Origin of the sequence: Candidatus Protochlamydia amoebophila UWE25 (genome assembly GCF_000011565.2) — a bacterium.
GTDB lineage: Bacteria > Chlamydiota > Chlamydiia > Chlamydiales > Parachlamydiaceae > Protochlamydia > Protochlamydia amoebophila.
The window spans coordinates 358301-378888 of sequence record NC_005861.2 but is presented as its reverse complement, the minus strand read 5'-3'; the positions used below and the strand labels follow the sequence as shown (position 1 = coordinate 378888).

General features: G+C 36.3%; 12 protein-coding genes and 2 pseudogenes. 4 read left to right on the top strand and 10 right to left on the bottom strand.

What is annotated here, in order from left to right; translation table 11 throughout:
• Positions 1–65 precede the first annotated feature (65 nt).
• A pseudogene (locus PC_RS10835) lies at positions 66–858 on the bottom strand (IS982 family transposase); the annotation flags it as partial.
• Positions 859–980: 122 nt separating this feature from the next.
• Here PC_RS10835 and PC_RS09775 point away from each other — a divergent pair.
• Together PC_RS09775 and PC_RS10830 are read left to right on the top strand one after the other, a co-directional pair.
• Positions 981–6398, top strand: coding sequence for a hypothetical protein (locus PC_RS09775; protein WP_011174814.1), 5418 nt, complete (start codon positions 981–983; stop codon positions 6396–6398).
• A 224-nt stretch (positions 6399–6622) separates the two neighbouring features.
• A pseudogene (locus PC_RS10830) lies at positions 6623–7221 on the top strand (transposase); the annotation flags it as partial.
• A 351-nt stretch (positions 7222–7572) separates the two neighbouring features.
• Here the strand turns inward: PC_RS10830 and PC_RS01275 are convergent.
• From PC_RS01275 to PC_RS01235, 9 genes are all read right to left on the bottom strand, one after another.
• A complete protein-coding gene (locus PC_RS01275) occupies positions 7573–9384 on the bottom strand; it encodes an amino acid permease (protein WP_044044694.1) in 1812 nt (603 codons plus the stop codon).
• A 399-nt stretch (positions 9385–9783) separates the two neighbouring features.
• Positions 9784–11745: a site-2 protease family protein gene (locus PC_RS01270; RefSeq protein WP_011174811.1), complete on the bottom strand. Its 1962-nt coding sequence runs from the start codon at positions 11743–11745 to the stop codon at positions 9784–9786.
• Positions 11746–11793: 48 nt separating this feature from the next.
• Positions 11794–12948: a 1-deoxy-D-xylulose-5-phosphate reductoisomerase gene (locus PC_RS01265; protein WP_011174810.1), complete on the bottom strand. Its 1155-nt coding sequence runs from the start codon at positions 12946–12948 to the stop codon at positions 11794–11796.
• Between the two features lie 83 nt (positions 12949–13031).
• Positions 13032–14042, bottom strand: coding sequence for a metal ABC transporter permease (locus PC_RS01260; protein ID WP_011174809.1), 1011 nt, complete (start codon positions 14040–14042; stop codon positions 13032–13034).
• Positions 14032–15384 (bottom strand): metal ABC transporter permease, encoded by a 1353-nt coding sequence (locus PC_RS01255; RefSeq protein ID WP_011174808.1) that lies wholly within the window; start codon positions 15382–15384, stop codon positions 14032–14034. Before PC_RS01255 ends, PC_RS01260 begins: the two co-directional genes overlap by 11 nt.
• 1 nt (position 15385) lies before the next feature.
• Complete coding sequence (locus PC_RS01250) at positions 15386–16198, bottom strand: metal ABC transporter ATP-binding protein (protein WP_044045330.1); 813 nt, start codon at positions 16196–16198, stop codon at positions 15386–15388.
• A 4-nt stretch (positions 16199–16202) separates the two neighbouring features.
• The gene (locus PC_RS01245) at positions 16203–17213 is read right to left on the bottom strand and encodes a metal ABC transporter solute-binding protein, Zn/Mn family (RefSeq protein WP_011174806.1); all 1011 of its coding nucleotides are present in this window, start codon (positions 17211–17213) and stop codon (positions 16203–16205) included.
• Positions 17210–17512: a DUF971 domain-containing protein gene (locus tag PC_RS01240; RefSeq protein ID WP_181679012.1), complete on the bottom strand. Its 303-nt coding sequence runs from the start codon at positions 17510–17512 to the stop codon at positions 17210–17212. The genes PC_RS01245 and PC_RS01240 overlap by 4 nt, the downstream gene beginning before the upstream one ends.
• A complete protein-coding gene (locus PC_RS01235) occupies positions 17509–18369 on the bottom strand; it encodes an Mrp/NBP35 family ATP-binding protein (RefSeq protein WP_011174804.1) in 861 nt (286 codons plus the stop codon). The genes PC_RS01240 and PC_RS01235 overlap by 4 nt, the downstream gene beginning before the upstream one ends.
• Before the next feature lie 847 nt (positions 18370–19216).
• Between PC_RS01235 and PC_RS01230 the strand changes: the two genes are divergently transcribed.
• Together PC_RS01230 and PC_RS01225 are read left to right on the top strand one after the other, a co-directional pair.
• Entirely contained in the window at positions 19217–19714 is a 498-nt protein-coding gene (locus PC_RS01230; protein ID WP_011174803.1) for a hypothetical protein, read from the top strand.
• A gap of 294 nt (positions 19715–20008) precedes the next feature.
• The gene (locus PC_RS01225) at positions 20009–20563 is read left to right on the top strand and encodes a 2'-5' RNA ligase family protein (RefSeq protein ID WP_044044692.1); all 555 of its coding nucleotides are present in this window, start codon (positions 20009–20011) and stop codon (positions 20561–20563) included.
• Positions 20564–20588 lie beyond the last annotated feature (25 nt).

Genomic DNA, 20588 nt, shown 5'->3' with positions numbered 1-20588 from the left:
AAATGTCACCTCATGCCAATTAACTAACTACTAAGAGTGACATTAATAAACTCAATTTTGGTTTTTTAGGCAACCACTGACAACAGGCGATGTTGTTTTTGCTAAATTTATCGATGGATTTTTAGGTTGGTAAGTATAAGCGGGCAATCCTAGCCAATCGATTAATTAAAAAATTTCCGGCATTTTTGTGGTGTGTCTGTTCAATCTGAGAAATATTTTTATCGTTTCAATAATAGCTCGTTTTCTAAGAATTTTATCTGTCAATTTCATAAATTTCTGATTCAGATTCAGATTTTATGGTCGCCAATCGTTCAAGGTTTTGTTTCAAAGGCCGCTTTGAAAGTTCTTTCGAAATAATCCCTTATCACCCAATAGCTTCTCCAAAATCCCTTTCGATAAGGTTTCGGCAATAGAGACATCAGCAACATGTCTAGTTAATTCGAAAAACCAAAATCTCTTCTTTTTCATTGATTATGAAATGTCATTTAAATCCAAAAAACATCCTGAGGCTGTTTTTCCTCTTTTGGCCAAATCTTTGAGGATCTTATTCCTTTTCATGCGTTTATAATGGCAAACATCTATCGATGGAAAATCAATAAAAGCAATTCCTGTGACTTCTCCTCTTTTGTCCAGAAGATAAGCAAATAGAGGAACAAAAAGGTTCTTCTCTAAATAAACAAAGCAACTAGTGCTTATTGAGTTTGAAAATTCTTTGCCTAAGTAATTAATAACATATTCATAAAAGTGCTTAAATATTCGATAACTTGATTGATGAAATAAAATGACAATTGTCATCATCTCTGGTATTGATAATTCAGGTTGAGGTCTTCGCTTTGTTTTGCCATGGTCAATTACCTGAGTTTCTTCGTTCTTTGGTTAAATCTTCATAAATAATTTTAAATTTTTAATTTGTTTTAGCTGTTTTTTTTGATAGTATCTTTACAACGTGAATTTTTGTTAAATCAAAGGATAGCCAAGTCATGCAAAGCACTCATCCTCTCTCATCCCTATCTTTTAGTGAACAGCCATCGAATTTTCAGTACTTAGATAGACTTGATGCAATTGCGATAGCTATCACAAAGAAAAAATATTCTCAAGCTGTCAAAGAGTTAAATGTTTTCATGGCTTATTTGCCGCCTCAGGTAGAAAAAGAGGTGCTTGAAAAAATTTATGATTACCTGTTCACGCTCATTCCCCTGATAGAGGCTCCTCAAGAGATAGAAAAAATTGTAATTCTACTGCTCAATTTGACAGCTGATTCTTGTTTTGCAGAAAACCAACAAATGCTAGCTATTGCACTAGCCAAATGGAATTATAAAAAAGGAAAACAAGAGTGGCAAGAGAATAAACAACAGACTTTTTTTATTAATGCCCTTCACTACGTAGGAAAAGCTCAAAACATCTCGGTAGCTTCCCCAGATCTTCAGCGTTTAGCATCGCGACTGTTCAAAGCCGCTTCAACATCCCTTGGCGTTTTTAAAGAGCGCTTAGAACAAGCGGTGGGAAAAAATGATAGTGAACAAGTTGTACGACTGGTCAACAATCTCAAAATACGCTTTGAACCGATTTGCTGCCCAAGTGAAAAGCATGCTTTGATTAAATTATTCTATAAACAAGTGGATGCCGTTGCCTTGTATACGGTAAAAACATGGGGGCTAGAGCGGATACAGGCAAGTGGTTTGGATACGCTGGATAAAATAATGCTCCCTTACTTAAGGGATATCCCTTCTCACACGAATTGTTTTATCACAGCTAGATATCAAGAAAAATTGAATAATTTTCGCAAAATTTTTCATAAGCACTATCAGGCAATCAATCCGCAACAATTTACGATTGAAGAGGTACGCGCTTTGCAAAGAGAAGTTTCTGCGTACTTGCTCTCTTTTCTGCACGCTTTAGTCGAGGATGCCATTGCCATTTTAGGAGATCCTCCTTGCTTGTATGATTTACGGGCTATGGGTTCCCTAGCCAAAGAAGAGATCTGCCCTTATTCAGACTTGGAATGGTGCATTCTCATTGAAGCAATTGAGTATCAACCTTACTTTGTGAAATTAGCTCACCTGTTAGAACTACAAATAATAGCCTTGGGAGAAGATCCAGCGCAAGGATTACCCGTTTTTACTTGCATCGGGGCTAAACACCGCTCTGGTTTCCATATCGATTCTGGCGGCAACCCAGCTGTTGTCACTGATCTTATTAACACATCCGATGGATTGGCTCAAATGCAAAAAAGGGAGGAGTATTCCTCAACTTCCCCTAGTAATACGCTGCGCAAAACAATTTCTTTTCACCAAAATACCCATAAGCTCTTTGAATTCTACCAAGCGCAAATGTGCATCTATCTCGATGAAAAGTTGTCGCAAGCAAAAGAAATCAGACGCAAATGTCAAACGATACAGCTGCTAACGAATCGGCTGCAAACCTATGAGGAAATTTGGTATGATCCTTTTAAAATCCCGTTTATTGATCTAAAAAAACACTACTCAGAGCTGCTTCATCACCTTTTAAATGATCTATCTCTTTACTTTGGCATGGAGGAAGCCAACACGCTCGATCTCATTGACGCGCTCGTGAAAAAGGAAATTTTCACGGCTGAAAGTGGTTATTTATTGCAAGAAGCAGTGGCAGCTGTTTACCTAAAAAGAGTGGGTCTCCATTTTACTTGTGGGGAACAAAAAGAAGAGGTTAGTCTAGAAAATTTTCTTAGTGAACAAGAGGTTCTGGCAAAAATTTATTGGCTTGTATTGCGCCCTCTTTACCGTAAACTAAAGTTTTGCCTCTCCAATCTAGACTCTCATCAACTCAACTCTGGCATTTTTAAGTTAAACTCTCATTTTCAACGCATTGAACTTTTGAAAGAAGCGTTTTATGGAGAGGAATTGCACCCCAATACAATAGAAAATCTCAAGCCCTGGATGACGCATTTCGTCCATCATCTCGTTTCTAGACAACGAGCTAAGGCGTTTGATCTGAAACAGTTTCGACTTTGGCATGATGCTTACTACCAAAGGTTTTCCCGAATCACCTTCACCGAACCTCTAAGAGAAATCTATCTTAAAGTCTTGGACAGTTATCCTTCGGAGGAAAACTTGGCTACCTTAAGTGCCGATCTTGCTTCTATTCCCAACCCAAGTGGAGTTAGACAAAGCTACCGTTTAGAAGAAGAGCAGTTCCAACAAGCAATTCTAGCCATGACAACTGATCATCCAGACGGCTCCTTCCAAGTCAAAATCCGTTGCCCGGCAGTACCCCATGCCCGGTTTCTCAAACAGGTCGTGTGTGAACAAATTTTAGAAGAAACGGGAGAGCTTAAGCGGCAGTATAAAAGTGCTCACGCTGTTGCAACTGCCTCTTATAATGGATTTCAGCTGCATTTTAAACAAAAACCGACGCATCCTCTAATGGAATATGCCATCCATGCGCTGACGGCACGCATTGCGGGGCACTTAAGCCCTCCGACTGAGCTGGCACGCTTTGAAGTCGAATTGGAAGGAAAAACAAAGATCTATCCCGTTTTAATTTCCAAAACAATACAAGGGCAGACGTTAGAAAACGTAGAACAAGAGCTAGACGTTAAGCAACTGACCTGGGCTTGCCTCTGTGCCTTATTGACACGACCTGGGGATGGTCGCTTTTCTAACTATGTCGTCGAAGAAGAGACGCAGCGCATTTTCTGTGTCGATAACGATGTTTCTTTTGTTGAGCCCGTTATTCACCATTTCGTCGGAAATAAGGTTTACTTTTCTTCCGCTCTTTTTTGTTTACATGCTAAATACCGTCTAGATCCTGAAGTATTGCAAGCTTTCCTTCGTTTAGATCCTAACCTCATCCTCAATAGTTGGCTCCAAGACTTAATCCAAAAAGATGAGGCCTACCGCACCCTTCACCTTTTTACCCCCGAAGAAGAAAAACAGTTATATGAAGAAAACTCGGAAGATCGCTTTAAGGGAACGCTTCTTTTGCGTAGCGGCACGGTGGCAAATTTACTCGTGCAATTTTATCATCTGCAAGACTGCTTACGCCATGATTTAACAAGCAAAAAGAAGCTTACAGCTATCGATCTTTTATCCTATCTTGTCAGCTTGCGTGACAGTCAAAAGCAAACCCTAGATCGCTGGGTTCATCATAAATATAAGCAAGCCGTTGCTAGCAGTTTAATTCCCAAACAAAGGCTACAAAACGCCATCAATCGCAATGTTGAAATTTCTCTCACTTCCGCCCAAGCCGATGCAGCCAGCTTTGGTAAGCCCCCGACGTTTGAAGAAATCCAACAGCGTGAAGAATACTCTCCCGAAAAAGCCCAAGTCGAGCTTTTTACGTTTACTTTAAGTCGCTATACTTCAAATATTGCATTCGGGACAAACAAAGAAGAAGAATGGATTGAAGCAGATTTTAGACAGATGGTCAAAGGGAAGACACCTGATCGAGAGCGGCAACGCTTTGTGTTAAATGGCTTAATCATTTTAATGAACAATAAAGATCCTAAACCACGAAAAATCACTCTGATGAACTGCGCCGTTTTAGATCTGACCACGTTAAAACCTTTCTTGCATGTTGAACTCGACTATTTAAATGTAAGCGGCTGCCCACTTATTAAAGTAGAAACCATCCAAGAAATCGAAAAGTACTCTCCTAACCTCAAATCGCTCTATTTAAACCGTTGCACTCAACTCCATGCGCTTGAAAAACCAAACTTTCGCTTCGCATCAACCTATTTGCAGTTTGCCAAATTAGAAGAATTGCAAATTAGAAGGTGCAAGGCACTTGTCTCGATTCAACTAGATGCTCCTCTTTTACACACCTTAAAAGCCGATAAAAATCCTCATTTAAAAATGCTCTTTTTCAAAACAACGGCTCCCTATGTCAAAGGAAGTTTTACAAGATGTCCAGCCTTAGATTTAAAAAAAGCCAAAGAAGAAGGAGTGCGTAGAGTCTTAAAAGAAATAAAAAATCTAGAAATTGACTCCGGGATATTACTCCAACTTTATATGAATGATCCTAAGTTCGCCTCTGTTAACCTCTCTAATCAGAAAATAAGTGATAGAGGAGCAGAAGTACTTGCTCATTCTCTTGCTTCCAATACGACTCTTAAGTCACTCGATCTTGACAGAAACCAAATCAGCGATAAAGGAGCCGAAGCAATTGCTCAAGCTCTTGCTTCCAATGCGGCTCTTGAGACACTCTGGCTTAACGGAAACCAAATCAGCGATAAAGGAGCCGAAGCAATTGCTCAGTCTCTTGCTTCCAATGCGGCTCTTTGGAAACTCTCTCTTAACGGAAACCAAATCAGTGATCAGGGAATGGAAGCTTTTGCTCAAGCTCTTGCTTCCAATACGATTCTTATGGATCTCTCTCTTAACGGAAACCAAATCAGTGATCAGGGAATGAAAGCTTTTGCTCAGGCTCTGGCTTCCAATACGTCTATTAGGGTACTCTCTCTTAACGAAAACCAAATCAGCGATAAGGAAATGGAAGCTTTTGCTCAAGCTCTGGCTTCCAATACGTCTATTGGGGTACTCTCTCTTAACGGAAACCAAATCAGTGATAAGGGAATGGAAGCTTTTGCTCAGGCTCTGGCTTCCAATACAACTCTTAGGACCCTTAGACTTGATAATAACCAAATCAGCGATAAGGGAATGGAAGCTTTTGCTCAGGCTCTGGCTTCCAATACGTCTATTGGGGTACTCTCTCTTAACGGAAACCAAATCAGTGATAAGGGAATAGTAGCTCTTGCTCAGGCTCTGGCTTCCAATACGATTCTTAGTGAACTCTCTCTTAACGAAAACCAAATCAGTGATCAGGGAATGGAAGCTTTTGCTCAGGCTCTGGCTTCCAATACAGCTCTTAGGGCACTTAGACTTGATAATAACCAAATCAGCGATAAGGGAATGGAAGCTTTTGCTCAGGCTCTGGCTTCCAATACGATTCTTAGTGAACTCTCTCTTAACGGAAACCAAATCAGTGATCAGGGAATGGAAGCTTTTGCTCAGGCTCTGGCTTCCAATATAACTCTTAGGGCACTTAGACTTGATAATAATCAAATCAGCGATCAGGGAATGGAAGCTTTTGCTCAAACTCTTGCTTCCAATACAACTCTTAGGGCACTTAGACTTGATAATAACCAAATTAGCGATAAAGGGATGGAAGCTTTTGCCCAGACTATGGCTTCCAATACGTCTATTAGGGTACTCTCTCTTAACGGAAATCAAATCAGCGATCAGGGAATGAAAGCTTTTGCTCAAACTCTTGTTTCCAATACGATTCTTATGGATCTCTCTCTTAACGGAAACCAAATCAGCGATAAGAGAATGAAAGCTTTTGCTCAAACTCTTGCTTCTAATACGGCTGTTGGTTGGTTCCGGCTTAATGGTCAGGTAATAATCAATAAAAGGTTATAAACAATTAATCAAGCTCTTAACTCCAAGGTAGCTGCTATTCTTGTAAATTACTATCTTAGCAATAAAAAATTTCTAACGACATATACAGTTTTTTGTGAGTACTTACATTCAAATTTTTATACAGAAAAACTCTAGGGCGATTGGTTATAGCGTTGACTTGAATTTTCATTCATTTGTGATAAAAGCATTCCTTAGACTGGCCCCTATCAAAACAAGCAATGTCTTTTGAATATGTTATTAACTACTTAGGCAAAAAATTTCCAAACTCAATGAGCACCAGTCGCTTTGTTTATTTAGAGAAGAACCTTTTGTTCCTTTATTTGCTTATTTTTTAGACAGAAGAGGAAAAATCACAGGAATTGCTTTTATTGATTTTCCGTCGATAGATGTTTGCTATAATAAACGCATGAAAAGAAGCAAAGTCTTCAAAGGTTTGGCAAAAAGAAAAAACAACTTCAGGATGATTTTTCGGATTAACTAGACATGTTGCTGATGTCTCTATTGCCAAAACTTTGTCGAAAGGGGTTTTTGGGAAACTATTGGGTGATAAGGGGGTTATTTCGAAAGAGCTTTCAAAGGGATTTTTGAAACAAGGTCTTGAACGATTGGCGACCATAAGAACTAAATCAGAAGTTCATGAAGTTGTCAGACAAAATTCTTAGAAAACGAGCTATCTTTGCAACGGTCAATGATCCATTAAAAAATATTTCTCATTGAACAGATATACCACAGAAATGCCGGAAATTTTTTAATTAATTATTGGCTGGGATTGCCCGCTTATACTCATCAACTTAAAAAGCCATCGATCAATTTAGCAGAATAACATTGCCTGTTGTCAATGGTTGCCTAAAAACCCAAAAATTCAAGTTGATAGCATTCTTTTTAAACACTTGTAACTTTAATTATTCCTATCCTATTTGGAACTTATGCTTTATCAAAATAAAATAAATTAGCTTCACGAATAAGAAACTGCAGTCTCCAAAAATCAGGCTAATAGGATTAATTTGAGGAGAGAATCGCAAGTGGACCATATTTAAATAAGAAAGTCTGATAAAGATGTTTCAAACAAGAAATATTTAATTGTATAGAGTTTCTTGAGAAGAATCAAATTCTAGGATTAACTATCTAAAAATGGATTTTACAAAAAATACTTATTTAAATGAATATCGAAACTTTAAGAGATAACTAAAAGGTCAATATTGGGGGTAAGAACTTCAGAAACTTCTTGCACAATATTACCTCTGAGCATCTGTAGCAACGTACTGTGTCGCGGCCTACCTAAAATAATTCTAGACACTTGCAGTTTTTCGGCCATATCGACAATTGAGTTAACAGGTGAAGCACTCACAACATAAAAAAATTTAATTGTCATTTCATGAGAGCTTTCTTTTGCATAATCAAAAATTCGGCAAGCCTCATGATCATCAAGCCAAGTCCGATTTTTATCTTCATCTGTCACAATTTTTTGTTCCCTAATAAACAAGATATAAAGAGGTTGCCCCTGTTTTTTGGCTTCTTGAAGAGAAAAATTTAACGTTTTGCCTATAGTTCTAACAGCGCATAAAATTGCTCCATGATGTAAAGAAGCTCGCGTATCATCAGTGTATAGTGAAGCATGCTTTAGGGTCACCTTTTTTGATGCCCACTGTTTTTGCCGATGTTCAATCACCAATGCGCGTAACACTAAACCAACAGCCATGATATAAATCGCAAAAAAGCGAGCGTTAGGTTTATCTATCAAAAGAGTGATTTCAATGATAATCATCACAAAAAATGTTAACGACATGAAACTTCTCTCCCATTTACTCATGGGAATTGTGGAATCATAAGCATTAACGCCTAAATTAGTCGCAATGGCTCCTACAAATCCCACAGCATAAAGATCCGCTAAAGCAGCAACATCATGTACAAAAATAAGAACAAACGAAGCAGCACCTGTTGCAATTAAGAGTGGAACAATAGGAACTCCAAAGGCATTAAGTTTTTGAAATACAGCAGGCATTTCTCCATCACGAGACATCACAAACATTAATGAAATCAGTGCATTAATAGCTGTATTAACCGCGGAAAGGAGCAAAATGGCAAAAGCTAAGCTAATAGCATAACCAACAAAATAACCAATCGATTCAGATCCCCATTGATTCGTTACAAAATAATTTCCCATATAACGAAGCATCGCATCACGAATATTGGTTCCATCAGGTGTCACAATATGACCATCAATAAACTGTAAATGTGGAATTGCATTCATGGCAAGGCCAAATAGGCCTGTAAAAAGACAAACTTCGATCATGACCCATAAAATAGCTTTTTTAGATGTCTGATGGACTGAAGGATGAGCATCTGTACTGCCTAAATCAAGCTTCATCACACCTGTTGTATTAGCGATGGCCTCTACACCCGATAATGCAACAATAATTCCCACAAAGCTATTCCAGTTTTTGAGAATCCCCCCTTCAAGAGGTTTGATAGAATCAATCGCATCTTTCAAAAAAGGGAGAGACAAAAGGGCTAAAATAAGAACTGTTATAAAAGTAAAAACAGCAATTCCTAAGGCAAGATTACCTGTATGGCGCGGCCCAAAAAAATTAAAAGCTCCAATGCATACAATAGAGCCGATTGCCCAATAAGCGGGATGCTCTACACCCAGGTATTCAAAACAGGATAAAGAACTTAGTCCTGCAGTAATGAGATAATCAGCAATTAAAAAAAAAGCTCCTATTAGAGCCAATACTTCCGATTTCCTTCTCGCTGAAGCATAAACTCCCCCTCCTGTGGGGCTAAATTTACAAATCGTAATATAGTTAATTCCTACAAAAGCAATTAACACACAAACAGCTAAAATCAGCCAAAATGAACTATAACCTGCTATCGCAAATGCCAATCCAATGACATAAGCTTTACTTGTTCCCCAGTCTCCATATAAGAGAGCTGCTGCTTGAAAGGGGCCAACGTTGCGAGGTCTTTTAGTAATTGATGTTTGCATGATGATATTTTATCAAGTTTAAAAAATTTTATCATAATCAAAAAAATATTGATTTGAAGTATTTTTACATTTTTAAGTTGAAAATTGCAGCTGATAAAAATTTTTACCGAAGTCTCTTTGACTGATTAGTCCTTAATGCGCTCTTTTTTAAACCTTTTCTTTCAGTTAACATGTAATCTTTAACCGTAAAAATTGATAGACTAGGATTAAAAAAATTGGTTCGTTTTAAATTATTAGCTTATTCCCCATATATTCAGCATAAAATGATAAACAGTAGGGATAAAAGCTCGCGGTTTTCCCACTTGGAGAAACCTTAATTTTTGAATAAAAAGTAAGAGAGCAAGTAGATTTTAGTGAATTCAAAGGCAAGCCTTAATGGCTTGCCTTTGCGTATAGATTCTAATGGAAGAAAGTATGAAGAAGTCGACTTAAATCATGATAAGTTAGAAAAATAAAAAATCCGATTAACAAAATGGCAAATGGAATGATCAATTTTTCTATTGTTTTAGATTTTAAGCGACGCCCTGTGATCAATTCATAAAGAGCAAAGCAAATAGTTCCTCCGTCTAATACTGGTAAAGGTAAAAGATTTAAAAAGCCTAGATTCAAGCTAATTGCTCCTAACCAAAATACTGCTTCTTTCCAACTAACCATGGAATGATCGTGGACAACTTGCACAATCCCAATCGGACCGCTCATCCATTTCGGATTTAAAGATCCTGTAAATAAAGCTTTCAGGGTATGCCAAATTTCTTCGAATACCTTGTTAAATAAAACTAAAGGATTAGGGTTGTAATTAACTGATTTATCCTTGACAGCAGGTAGTCCTAAAAGTAGTTGATTATCTCTATTTTCAAGTAAAAGTCGGGCATGGGCTCTTTTTTCAGGATCTTCAATACTTTCAATTTCTTTACGTTGCGCTTCTAATTCTGCAATAAATGCGACTTGACTTTCTTCATTTAAATCAAAATTCTTTCGCATTTTTGGTACAATTGGGTCGAGTAAATAAAGGTTTCCGATAGATTTAGGTTCATTTGTTAAACCTATTTGAGAAACAAGTTTTTCTAAATCGTTTGGGTTAAATTCTTCATCAAAAAGCTGATCAGCTAATTTCCATGAAGGAACTAAAGTAGGCTGTTTCGAACGCTCGACAATCACGTTGACTCGTTTTTGTTGTAGTCGAGATAAAATTTCAAATGAATAGCTCACTTGAATACCATCTACAGCTAAAATAATATCCCCTACTTCTAAAGGAGTTTCCAAAATTGAAAACGGATTAGAAGGAAATGCCTCTAACTCTTTTTCCTTATCGATAAATTTCACAAAACCTTCCACTACACATTCATTGTTAAGGTTGTAAGGAATCGTAAATAATTTTTGAATTTTTGTTCCGTTTAATTCTGCTTCAAATTGCCAATCGATCAATTCTTCCCTTACTTCTGAATCCAGCTTAAGTTCTTCCACACGAATTCTAGGGATACGACGCAAAAGTGTTTCTTGTCCGCGTTGGATAGTCACCAATGCCTTAGAATCATTTAAAATATGAGAAAGTTGTTGAAGGGAATAAACTGGTAAGCCATCTATCCAAACAATTCGATCGCCATATTCAATTCCGCTATATTTCATAGGAGACCCTTCTGGCAATGGATTTTCTTCCCCATTAGAGAAACGATCATACACAACATAATTAGCAGAATTCAAAATTCCGGCTGTCAAAATGTCTTTTTCAAGAGCACTAGGATGAGGATATGTTTTGACAGTATAACGAAAAGGAGTTTTTTCTTTTGTCATAAAATTGACATAATTACCAGCTATTTCAATATCACTCGTTGAAGTCATTGGGGCTGACAAATGGTCTTTTGAGCCTTGAAAAATTTGTCCGTTGTAACTTGTAATTTCATCACCAGGTCGAACTCCTTTTACATATAATTCAGATTTCGGATCTATCCAACCAATTTTACTAGTATATTCACTAAATTTTTTCTCACGCCCACCGGCCAACCAAAGAGCACTAAAGGCTAACAATGCAAATACGATGTTCACGAAAGGGCCCATAAAAGCTACTTTAATTCTATCCCATGGGCTTTTTCCAAAAAAACCATCTTGGATGTCATAAAGGTCTTTTTGATCAGAGATATCCATGCCAGCAATTTTGACATAACCTCCAAATAACAACCAACCAACTTGCCATTTGACACCATCTCTTTCCCACGAATAAATAGGTCTTCCGAAGCCAATCGAAAAAGTCTCTACTTTCATTCCCAATCGACGAGCCATATAGTAATGGCCTAATTCATGGATAAAAATCAAAAAGCTTAAGCCTAGAATAGCTAAGATCACATAAAGAATACTGACAACCATAATAATACAAACCTTATATTAAAAACGGGTTATATCAATCGAAAATATCTATTTCGTTGATATTAGTTTAGACCTTGCAGCCTCTTCCCGAGCAAGAGCATCTACTGCTAAAATCGTTTCTAAAGAATCAACCGAAATCGATGCATGTTGATCCATAAGTTTTTCTAATTGAATTCCAATATTTTTCCAGCTCAATTCCCCTTTTAAAAAACGCTCTACGAGCACTTCATTGGCAGCATTCATATAACACGGAAGAGTCCCTCCGCATTTCAATGCTTCATAAGCAAGAGCTAAACAACGGAAAGTTTTTTTATTGGGCTCAAAAAATTCTAATTTACTATTTTTCATAAAATCAAATGGCTTAAAGAGACCCGGAGCTCGGTCAGGATACGTCAGCGAATATTGAATGGGAACAATCATGTTTGGCTCGCTCATTTGAGCCAACATAGAACCGTCGCAAAATTCCACAAGACTATGAATAATACTTTGGGGATGAACAATAACATCAATTTGTTCTGGCGATACATCAAATAACCAAAATGCCTCAATAACCTCTAAACCCTTGTTCATTAAAGTTGATGAATCAATTGTGACTTTAGGCCCCATACTCCAAGTTGGATGATTTAGAGCTTGCTCAACTGTTACAGTTTCTAATTGTTCTTGAGTCCAAGTTCTAAAAGGTCCTCCAGAAGAGGTCAAAATAATACGCTGGACTGACTTAAGAGCCTCTCCATTTAAACATTGAAAAATGGCGCTATGTTCGCTATCGATCGGTAAAAGATTAATGTTTTTCTCTTTTACTAATTTCATGATTATTGCGCCGCCAGAGACGAGAGCCTCTTTATTCGCTAAACCAACATCTTTTCCTGCTTTAATGGCTTCAATAGTAGGTTGAAGCCCCATTGTCCCAGTCATAGCGGAAATAACAAGATCTGCCTCAGAATAAGAAGCAGCAGCTAATAGACCTTCCATCCCTGCCAATACCGTTTTTCCTGGCAAACGCTTTTGTAATTCATAAGCCTTAGCATTATTAAAAACAGCAATAATATCAGGACAAAATTCTTTCGATTGAGCCTCTAATAAATCAATATTTTCTCGAGCAGCAATCGCGACGACTTTAATCCGTTCTTTCAAATGGCGAGCCACTTGCAAAGTGTTTTTTCCAATTGAGCCTGTGCTACCTAAAATGGCAATATGTTTCATCTTCGATTCTTTTTTTAATATTTTGCTAGTATAGCAAGCTGTACGAAAAAGTCAATGAACCTCTCTTGTTATTTGATAATACACTACTCTGAAACAGAATGTCTCATTTTGTTATGCTGAACCCAACGAACAAACAGCCCTTGCTCAGGTGCTATGATTAAAGCAATGAGATAAATCATTAGAATTAAAGTAACGACAACGCCAGACGTGGATAAGGCTATTCCATAAACAGTTAAAATATGTCTTGTTAAAGCAACTCCTGAGAAAGCTGTTAATATGCCAATCAACACAGCATAAGCCAGCAATGTACGAAGACGATGAGTGAAAAGGCGAGCTGTTAAAACGGGACCTGTCATAAAAGCTAAAACTAAAATGACTCCAATGGCTCGAAATGCTGTAATAGAGGTAATAGAAACCTGAGCCATTAATAAATAATTGAATAAGTTTGGAGAAAAACCGAGTGCAAAAGCTAAATATGGATCAAAAGTTGTCAACTGAAAAATCTTAAAAAAAACAGTGATCAAAATAAGATTAATGATTAAAACAAGATAAACCCAATAGATGTCTTTTGAATGAAGCGCATCAGCATTACCCATGACCGCTTCTGTCCCTATATGAGCATCTCGAATTAAAACAGTCACAAGAATAACTCCTAAAGCAAAAAAACTTGTAAAAACAAGGCCTACGCTCGCATCTTCTTGTAAACCACCTGTTTTAATCAAAAACTCTGTTAGGAAAGCTGTTAAAAAACCAGTTACTAAAGAAGCAATCAACATGGCTTGCATAGTAATCAAACCATGCCCACTTGTAGATGCGGCCGAGCTAAAAAAATAAGCTAGCACAATTCCAATCAAGATTGTATGCGACAATGAATTAGCTAACATAGTCATCCGCCTGAGTACCAAAAAAGTCCCAATCAGAGCAGATGATGCTGCTACACCAGATAAAACCAAGATTTGAATTTCATCAGACACTAAATGATCGAAAGGTAATTGCCCGATTATCCCTTGCATCAGTCTAACTAGCAATTGCCAAAAAAACTCCAAAAAATTTTTATCGTGGTATGGATTATAAAATGAGGTATTAAACAACATGCATCCCTTCCTTAGATGGAATAGGTTGTCTATGAGGATCGTGCTTAGGATCATGTAAAAGTTCAGTTAATTCTTTTTCTAATTCTGGAGTTAAAATATGTTCCATTTCTTCGGCATTATGATGGACTCTTTCTGTTCGTGCCCCTAAATATTCCACTAAATAAACTTCCCATAAACGATGTAACCGTATAATTTTAGCTGCTCTTAATTGTCCATCTTGAGTCAGTTGATAAGTATTATCTCTATTAAACTGAATCCATCCATTATGTTTCATTCGATGCAAAACAAATATTAAGTATAAAGGCGAAGAAGGCTGATATTTGATTAACTGGTCAAAACGAACAACAATGTCCGGACTCAACCTCCAAATTGTTTTCAGTAAATTTTCGCATGTGCATTCATAATGAAAATAACCAATTCTAATAAGCCGGATCAGTAATCCTCGTTCGGGAGCGAATAATAAGGCTAATAAACAAATAAACGAAGCCACAATGACAATCATAGGGCCTGTTGGTAACACGAGACGTGAAGAAGGATAATAACTTGCAAGTAAATCAGTTATTTGGACAGATAGATAATTGCCCAAGAAACCGCTTAATAATCCAAAAAATCCTGAAAGAATGAGCATCATTGAAAATTTGTTTGTAAATTGTCTAGCTGCAACTGCCGGAGCGACAAGCATCGCCGACATCAAAACTACACCCACAGACCTAATTCCAATAATAACCGTCAACGTAAGTAAGATAAAAATGAGAATTTCAATTGTCCTAACGTGAATACCTAAGCTTTTTGCATATTGTCTATCAAAAGTTAAAATTTGTATTTCTTTATAAAGCCAGCTGATTATCGTAATAACGACTAGCAACAAACTCCCATAAACCATAATATGAATATCTGTCATGGTAGCGGCTTGACCATACAAATAAGTGGAGATCTGTTTATACAAAGATGTATAGGTGAATTGTACTTCACTTGTCAGCATCAACCCCACCCCAAAAAAAGTCGAAAGAACAAAACAAAGAGCTGCATCACTTGTCACTTTTATTTTTTTTTCGAGAAATTGTACGAAACCCACTCCGACTAAAGAGGTTGCAAAAGCTCCTGTTAAGGTAAACAAAGCTAAACGTAATTCATCGGTTTCTTCTACCGAAAAAAAACCTGCTAACAAAATTCCTATAATCACACCAGGATAAGATGCATGAGATAACGTTTCTCCTGCGAGAACTTGTTTTCGTAAAAAAATCACAACTCCAATCATGCTTGCCGTTAAACTCATTAACATACAACCTATCGTTGGAGCTCGTAAAACAGGATCAATGAAAAAAGAAAATGGAGAGTACACGTTATTCCTTAGCCTGAATTTTTAATCCTGTTTGTTTTTGTAACGACAGTTTTAAAGCTTCATCAAATAAAGCGTAGCTTTTCCCATAGGTGGCATGCAAATTTTGTGGAATAAAAACATCTTCGACAGGTCCACAAGTAATAAGTCTAATATTTAACATTATTACCCAATTAAAATAACTTTCTACAGTACTTAAATCATGATGAACAACAAAAACCGTTTTGCCCTTCAAACGCAGCTGTTGTAATAATTGTATAATAACGGTTTCTGTAGTTAAATCCACTCCAGCAAAAGGTTCATCCATAAAATAAATATCGGCTTCTTGCAGCAAAGCTCGGGCTAAGAACACTCTTTGCTGCTGTCCACCCGATAATTGACTAATTTGACGATCTGCATAGGCGCTCATTCCTACAATATTCAAATAATGTTCGGCTGCAATTCGATCAGCTTCCCTTGGCCGGCGCCATAAACCTAAACGTCCATAGCGTCCCATTAATACAAGTTCTTTCACAGTCACAGGAAAATCCCAATCTACAGACTCTTTTTGAGGAACGTAAGCAATCCGTTGACGAACCTGTTTTAGTGGTTGTCCAAAAAATTCTACATGTCCAGAAATAGGTTGAATTAGTCCAAGCACAGCTTTAATAAGCGTACTTTTACCTGCTCCATTTGGCCCCACAATGCCCACTAACATTCCTTGTGGAATTTTTAAAGAAATATCCCATAAAGCTGATGTTTTACCATAATTAACTGACATTTGAGTAACTTGTAAGGCTGGTAAAACAGAAACTGGGTTTGGTAAAGTTTTATTCATTCCATCACTTATCGAATGAAATATTTTCATTCATATACCTGGTTAATATTTTAGCATTATACTTAATCATTTTTAAATAACTATCTCCATCTGAACCTGGTTTCCCCATAGCGTCTCCGTATAAAGGACAGCAAGCCATTTCCACACGAAGCCCTTCTTCCTGGCCAGCTTGAACAATTTTTCGAATAGAATCCCGACTCACATTAGATTCTGGAAAAACAACAGAAATATGATTCTTTTTCAGGTAATTAATAATCATTTTAATATCTGTGACACTTAGCTGACTTTCAGGAGCAAGCCCTTCAGGGGCAGCAAATCTTTTACTCCACTCCCCTGTTTCTCTTTCATTACCTTCAGCTAAATAAGCTCTAGTAAAATAATTAAATGCATCATGGCTCGTAACCATGAAGCGTTTTTCAGCTGGAATCTGCCCTATCATTTCTTTCACTTCTTCATGAACTTTCAACATTTCTTTTTGAAATTCATTGGCGTTTTTACGAAATAGGTCGGCATGTAAAGGATCTTGCTCGCTCAATCTTTCAACAATTAAAGGAATTGTTTTCAACCATAAAGAAATATCCATCCATAGATGGGGATCTTTTTGTCCATTGACATAAATAATAGCTAAAGGATCTTGCTTCTCAACCCAGTCTCCAAGAGCATAAGCTTTAGGATTTTCAACTAAATGATAATGCAAACTAGGTCCGTGCTCCAAACCAAGCCCATTATAGAAAATCAGATGAGCAAACATTAATTTTTCATCATCTCCTTTTACTAATTGGTAAGAATGAGGATCTAATTCTCCTTGAATGAGAGTGAATGTGTCAACTCGATCACCACCGACTTTTTGTACCAAATCATTAATCATCGCTGTTGTGCTTAAAACTTTGATTTTATCATTTGCATGGATCCATTGTTGGAATTCAGCGTGCCTTTTAGAATGTGTAACTTTAGAACAGCTTATTAATGCTAATAGTCCCACGAAACTTAAAACAACAAGAAGATACTGTCTCATTCTTTCTCCATTTGCCGAAGCATTTCAAAACTATAAATTCCCATGGAACATCCTGTATTGAAGTGAATTTGTAATGCATAGCGACCCACATTGCGAATTGAAAAAGCTTTAACATCTTCCTTAACACTTGTAAGATTCAACAATCTATTCCCCTTGTTTTTATCCCGACAATTCGCACACGGACATTTTTCTTGTAATTGACTCAAGCGAAATTCCTGTTTTTTTCCATCGCTCCAAATAACTAAAAAAGTATGATTATCTTTTTGAAGAATTTGATTAATAGCGATAGGTAAATTCATATATGTTTCATTTCCTTCCAAACAAGCTCGACATTTGACAAAGTCGTATTCATTTGATTTTGGATAGATTCTACTTGTTCAACAAGCAACTGAGCTAATTGAATAAACGCTAGAGTAACAGCTTTTTCAGATTGAGAATCCATGGAGAACAAAGATTTCCCTTTATCCCCACAAGTTCCCACCAAAGGATCTAAAGGTATCTGCCCTAAACAAGGGTAGCCAGTTTCGCGAGCTAACCGCTTCCCCCCCTCTTTTCCAAATAAATAAACAGGCTCATTTGAATGGGGGTCTACATAATAACTCATATTTTCGACGATACCAACAATTGGTACTTTAACTTGATTGAACAGCGACATAGCTTTCTGCACATCTAAAAGAGCTACTTCTTGTGGTGTCGTTACCAATAAGGCCCCTGTTAAATGAGATTTTTGACTTAGAGTAATTTGAATATCACCTGTGCCAGGAGGAAAATCTATCAATAAATAGTCTAGCTCACCCCAAGCTACCTGATTAATAAACTGAGAAATTAGTCTATTGGCAATAGGTGCTCTTACAGCAGTCGCTTCTGTCTCTTTTCTAAAATAAGCCATTGAAATCATTTTAATTCCGTTGCAGAGCGCAGGTTGAATGATTTCTCCTTTTTGAGAAGGTAAGCGATCTTCAGGCAACATTTTCCTGATGGATGGACCATAAAGATCTGTATCCATGATACCTATACGATATCCCAGACCTTTTAAAGCTAGCGCTAAATTAACAGTAACAGTTGACTTTCCTACCCCCCCTTTTCCAGCTGCGATACCGATAGTCGATTTAATAGAAGCTAAAGGTGGAATAGCTTGATACATTTCTAAAGGCATAGCTTACTCCCATAAACAATCCGTTAATTAATTTTTTTTATTCAGATGATCATGAAATATAGTGTAATTCATTGAATTTTGGTTGACTAGTAAAACTTATTCTCAAATATCTGAGAGTGTTTAAAAACTTTAATATTTTTAAGTACAATTTCATTTTTTTAATTTGATCTTTCTTATTCATTCACTCAGATGATTATAGATAATTATTGCTTCTATGCTTAGTCAGGAATTATACCGTTTAATTTTGAAATTAGATTATTAGAAAAAAACAGTTTTTCTGATTAATTTATCTTGCGCAAAAATTTATAATTTCTTAAATTTTCATTAATAAATTAAAGAGAAGCAATAATTTGCTTCGATAGAGAATTTTACAAATCTATAACAGATTTTTTCGATTAACTTGACTAAGCTTCGATGACTTAATACTTGTCTTAGTCAAAAATCAATATCCAAAAATAAATTGTCTAATAAAGGCTAGATTTGTAAATATCTCTTTATTTCCCAATAAAAAAAAGCGACAATGAAGTTATTCAATAGAAAGAAGTTAATTTTTTATACTTGTTTATTTAAAAATAATTTCAACAATATTCAAAAGTTCTTAAAATGATATTATTTGTTTTTTGATTTTAAACAGCATTCTAATGAAGTTAATAAAGTGAATAACTAAGTCATTTCGAATAAAATCTTGTGAAATTAATAACATGAATTTAATAGTGAATCGCTTATTTTAAATTTCACAATTGAAGCATTGATAAATTGTAACAATTATTGTTACAAAAGGTAATTCAAAATTGCCAAAGGGCCTTGTGGCATTGGCCCGAATTTTAAACCAATATTGAGGAAAAAAATGGATAATAAACAACTCGAGCAATTAATTCAGACTGCTACAAAAAAAGTAGGTGGTAAAAAGGAAAATGATATATGTCATTATTTACCAATCGGAACCGGAGGTTACATCCACCACTTTACTATGCGAAAAATGAAAACTGAGAATCCCCAACAGTTAGCTGATATGATTAATAAATACATTATTAATAGCAGTAATCCTCAAGAAGTTACTCCAAAACCCCGTGCTGCTAGAGGCTCTCGCAAAAGAAGGGATTTATTTACTTTTTCTAAGCAAGATTTAGAAAGAATGCTTAATATGGCACGGATTGCTGGCGATAAAGAAATGGTCCGTAAATTGACGCCTAAGAAAGATTTAAGAACAGTAAAAAGAGAATTGATCTCTTCTATCCGTCACGGCAGAATCGAACCAGAACTATGGAATATGTATGTTGAAGCGATGGCTGCACAAGCCAATCTAGCTACTATTCCCTCTAATGCAGCGCCTGCATCGATCTAAAAAAACTCTCATTTTTTCTCTTTTATCAGCCCTTATTTTTGATAGGGCTGATTTTAAAATCTCATCCGCAAAAAATCAATCAAATGTTTATTATCAATAAAATTAATTTTTTTATCTTTAATAATTTATTTACTTGGAAATCATTTTGATTATTAATAAATACTTTTGATATCTTTCCGTATATCCTATTAAATCTAGGGTTTTCAAAGACAGAAGCGAAAAAAATTAAATAAAGTCATAGGTTTCGAATAAATAAAAGCAAATTTAATTTAATAATTTTTAAATCGTTTTGATATGAACTCTTATATATTAGCTATTAATATCCCCTCTTCTATTCAAAGGCAATTAGCTCAAATCTGTTATGGCATCCCTAATGTAAATTGGTTGGATTCCAATGAATTTTATTTGCAGCTTCGCTCTTTTGGACAGCTTTCTTTAGAAAAATTAGAAGAAATTCAAAAATGCTTAAATTCTCTTTTTTTTAATTCCTTTTCCTTGCAATTGAAAGAAATAGGACATGATCATTTTAAGTCTCAGCAGGGAACGATTTGGGTGGGAGCTAACCCAATTTTAGAGTTAATTGAGCTGAAAAATCAAATAAATAAGCTTCTTAAAGAGTTAAATCTTCTCCCAGAACGCCATCCAAATTTAAAAGTTTTTTTAGGTCATTATTATAAAGTTCATGCCGATAGATTGTTAGAATATTTGATGAATCACTTCTTGTTTCAAACACCTTTTTTCACGGCTACTAAATGCTCACTTCTTCTTATTAAAACAACAACAAAAAGAACTTTCATGGAAGTTATTGAAGAATACGAAGCAGCCTCGCCAGCAACAGGAGAAGATTAAAGAAGGATGTTTTAAAATCGGAGGA

Coding starts and splice junctions, on each gene's coding strand:
- PC_RS09775 (WP_011174814.1), top strand. CDS start 981: ATGCAAAGCACTCATCCTCTCTCATCCCTATCTTTTAGTGAACAGCCA.
- PC_RS01275 (WP_044044694.1), bottom strand. CDS start 9,384: ATGCAAACATCAATTACTAAAAGACCTCGCAACGTTGGCCCCTTTCAA.
- PC_RS01270 (WP_011174811.1), bottom strand. CDS start 11,745: ATGGTTGTCAGTATTCTTTATGTGATCTTAGCTATTCTAGGCTTAAGC.
- PC_RS01265 (WP_011174810.1), bottom strand. CDS start 12,948: ATGAAACATATTGCCATTTTAGGTAGCACAGGCTCAATTGGAAAAAAC.
- PC_RS01260 (WP_011174809.1), bottom strand. CDS start 14,042: ATGTTGTTTAATACCTCATTTTATAATCCATACCACGATAAAAATTTT.
- PC_RS01250 (WP_044045330.1), bottom strand. CDS start 16,198: ATGAATAAAACTTTACCAAACCCAGTTTCTGTTTTACCAGCCTTACAA.
- PC_RS01245 (WP_011174806.1), bottom strand. CDS start 17,213: ATGAGACAGTATCTTCTTGTTGTTTTAAGTTTCGTGGGACTATTAGCA.
- PC_RS01240 (WP_181679012.1), bottom strand. CDS start 17,512: ATGAATTTACCTATCGCTATTAATCAAATTCTTCAAAAAGATAATCAT.
- PC_RS01235 (WP_011174804.1), bottom strand. CDS start 18,369: ATGCCTTTAGAAATGTATCAAGCTATTCCACCTTTAGCTTCTATTAAA.
- PC_RS01230 (WP_011174803.1), top strand. CDS start 19,217: ATGGATAATAAACAACTCGAGCAATTAATTCAGACTGCTACAAAAAAA.
- PC_RS01225 (WP_044044692.1), top strand. CDS start 20,009: ATGAACTCTTATATATTAGCTATTAATATCCCCTCTTCTATTCAAAGG.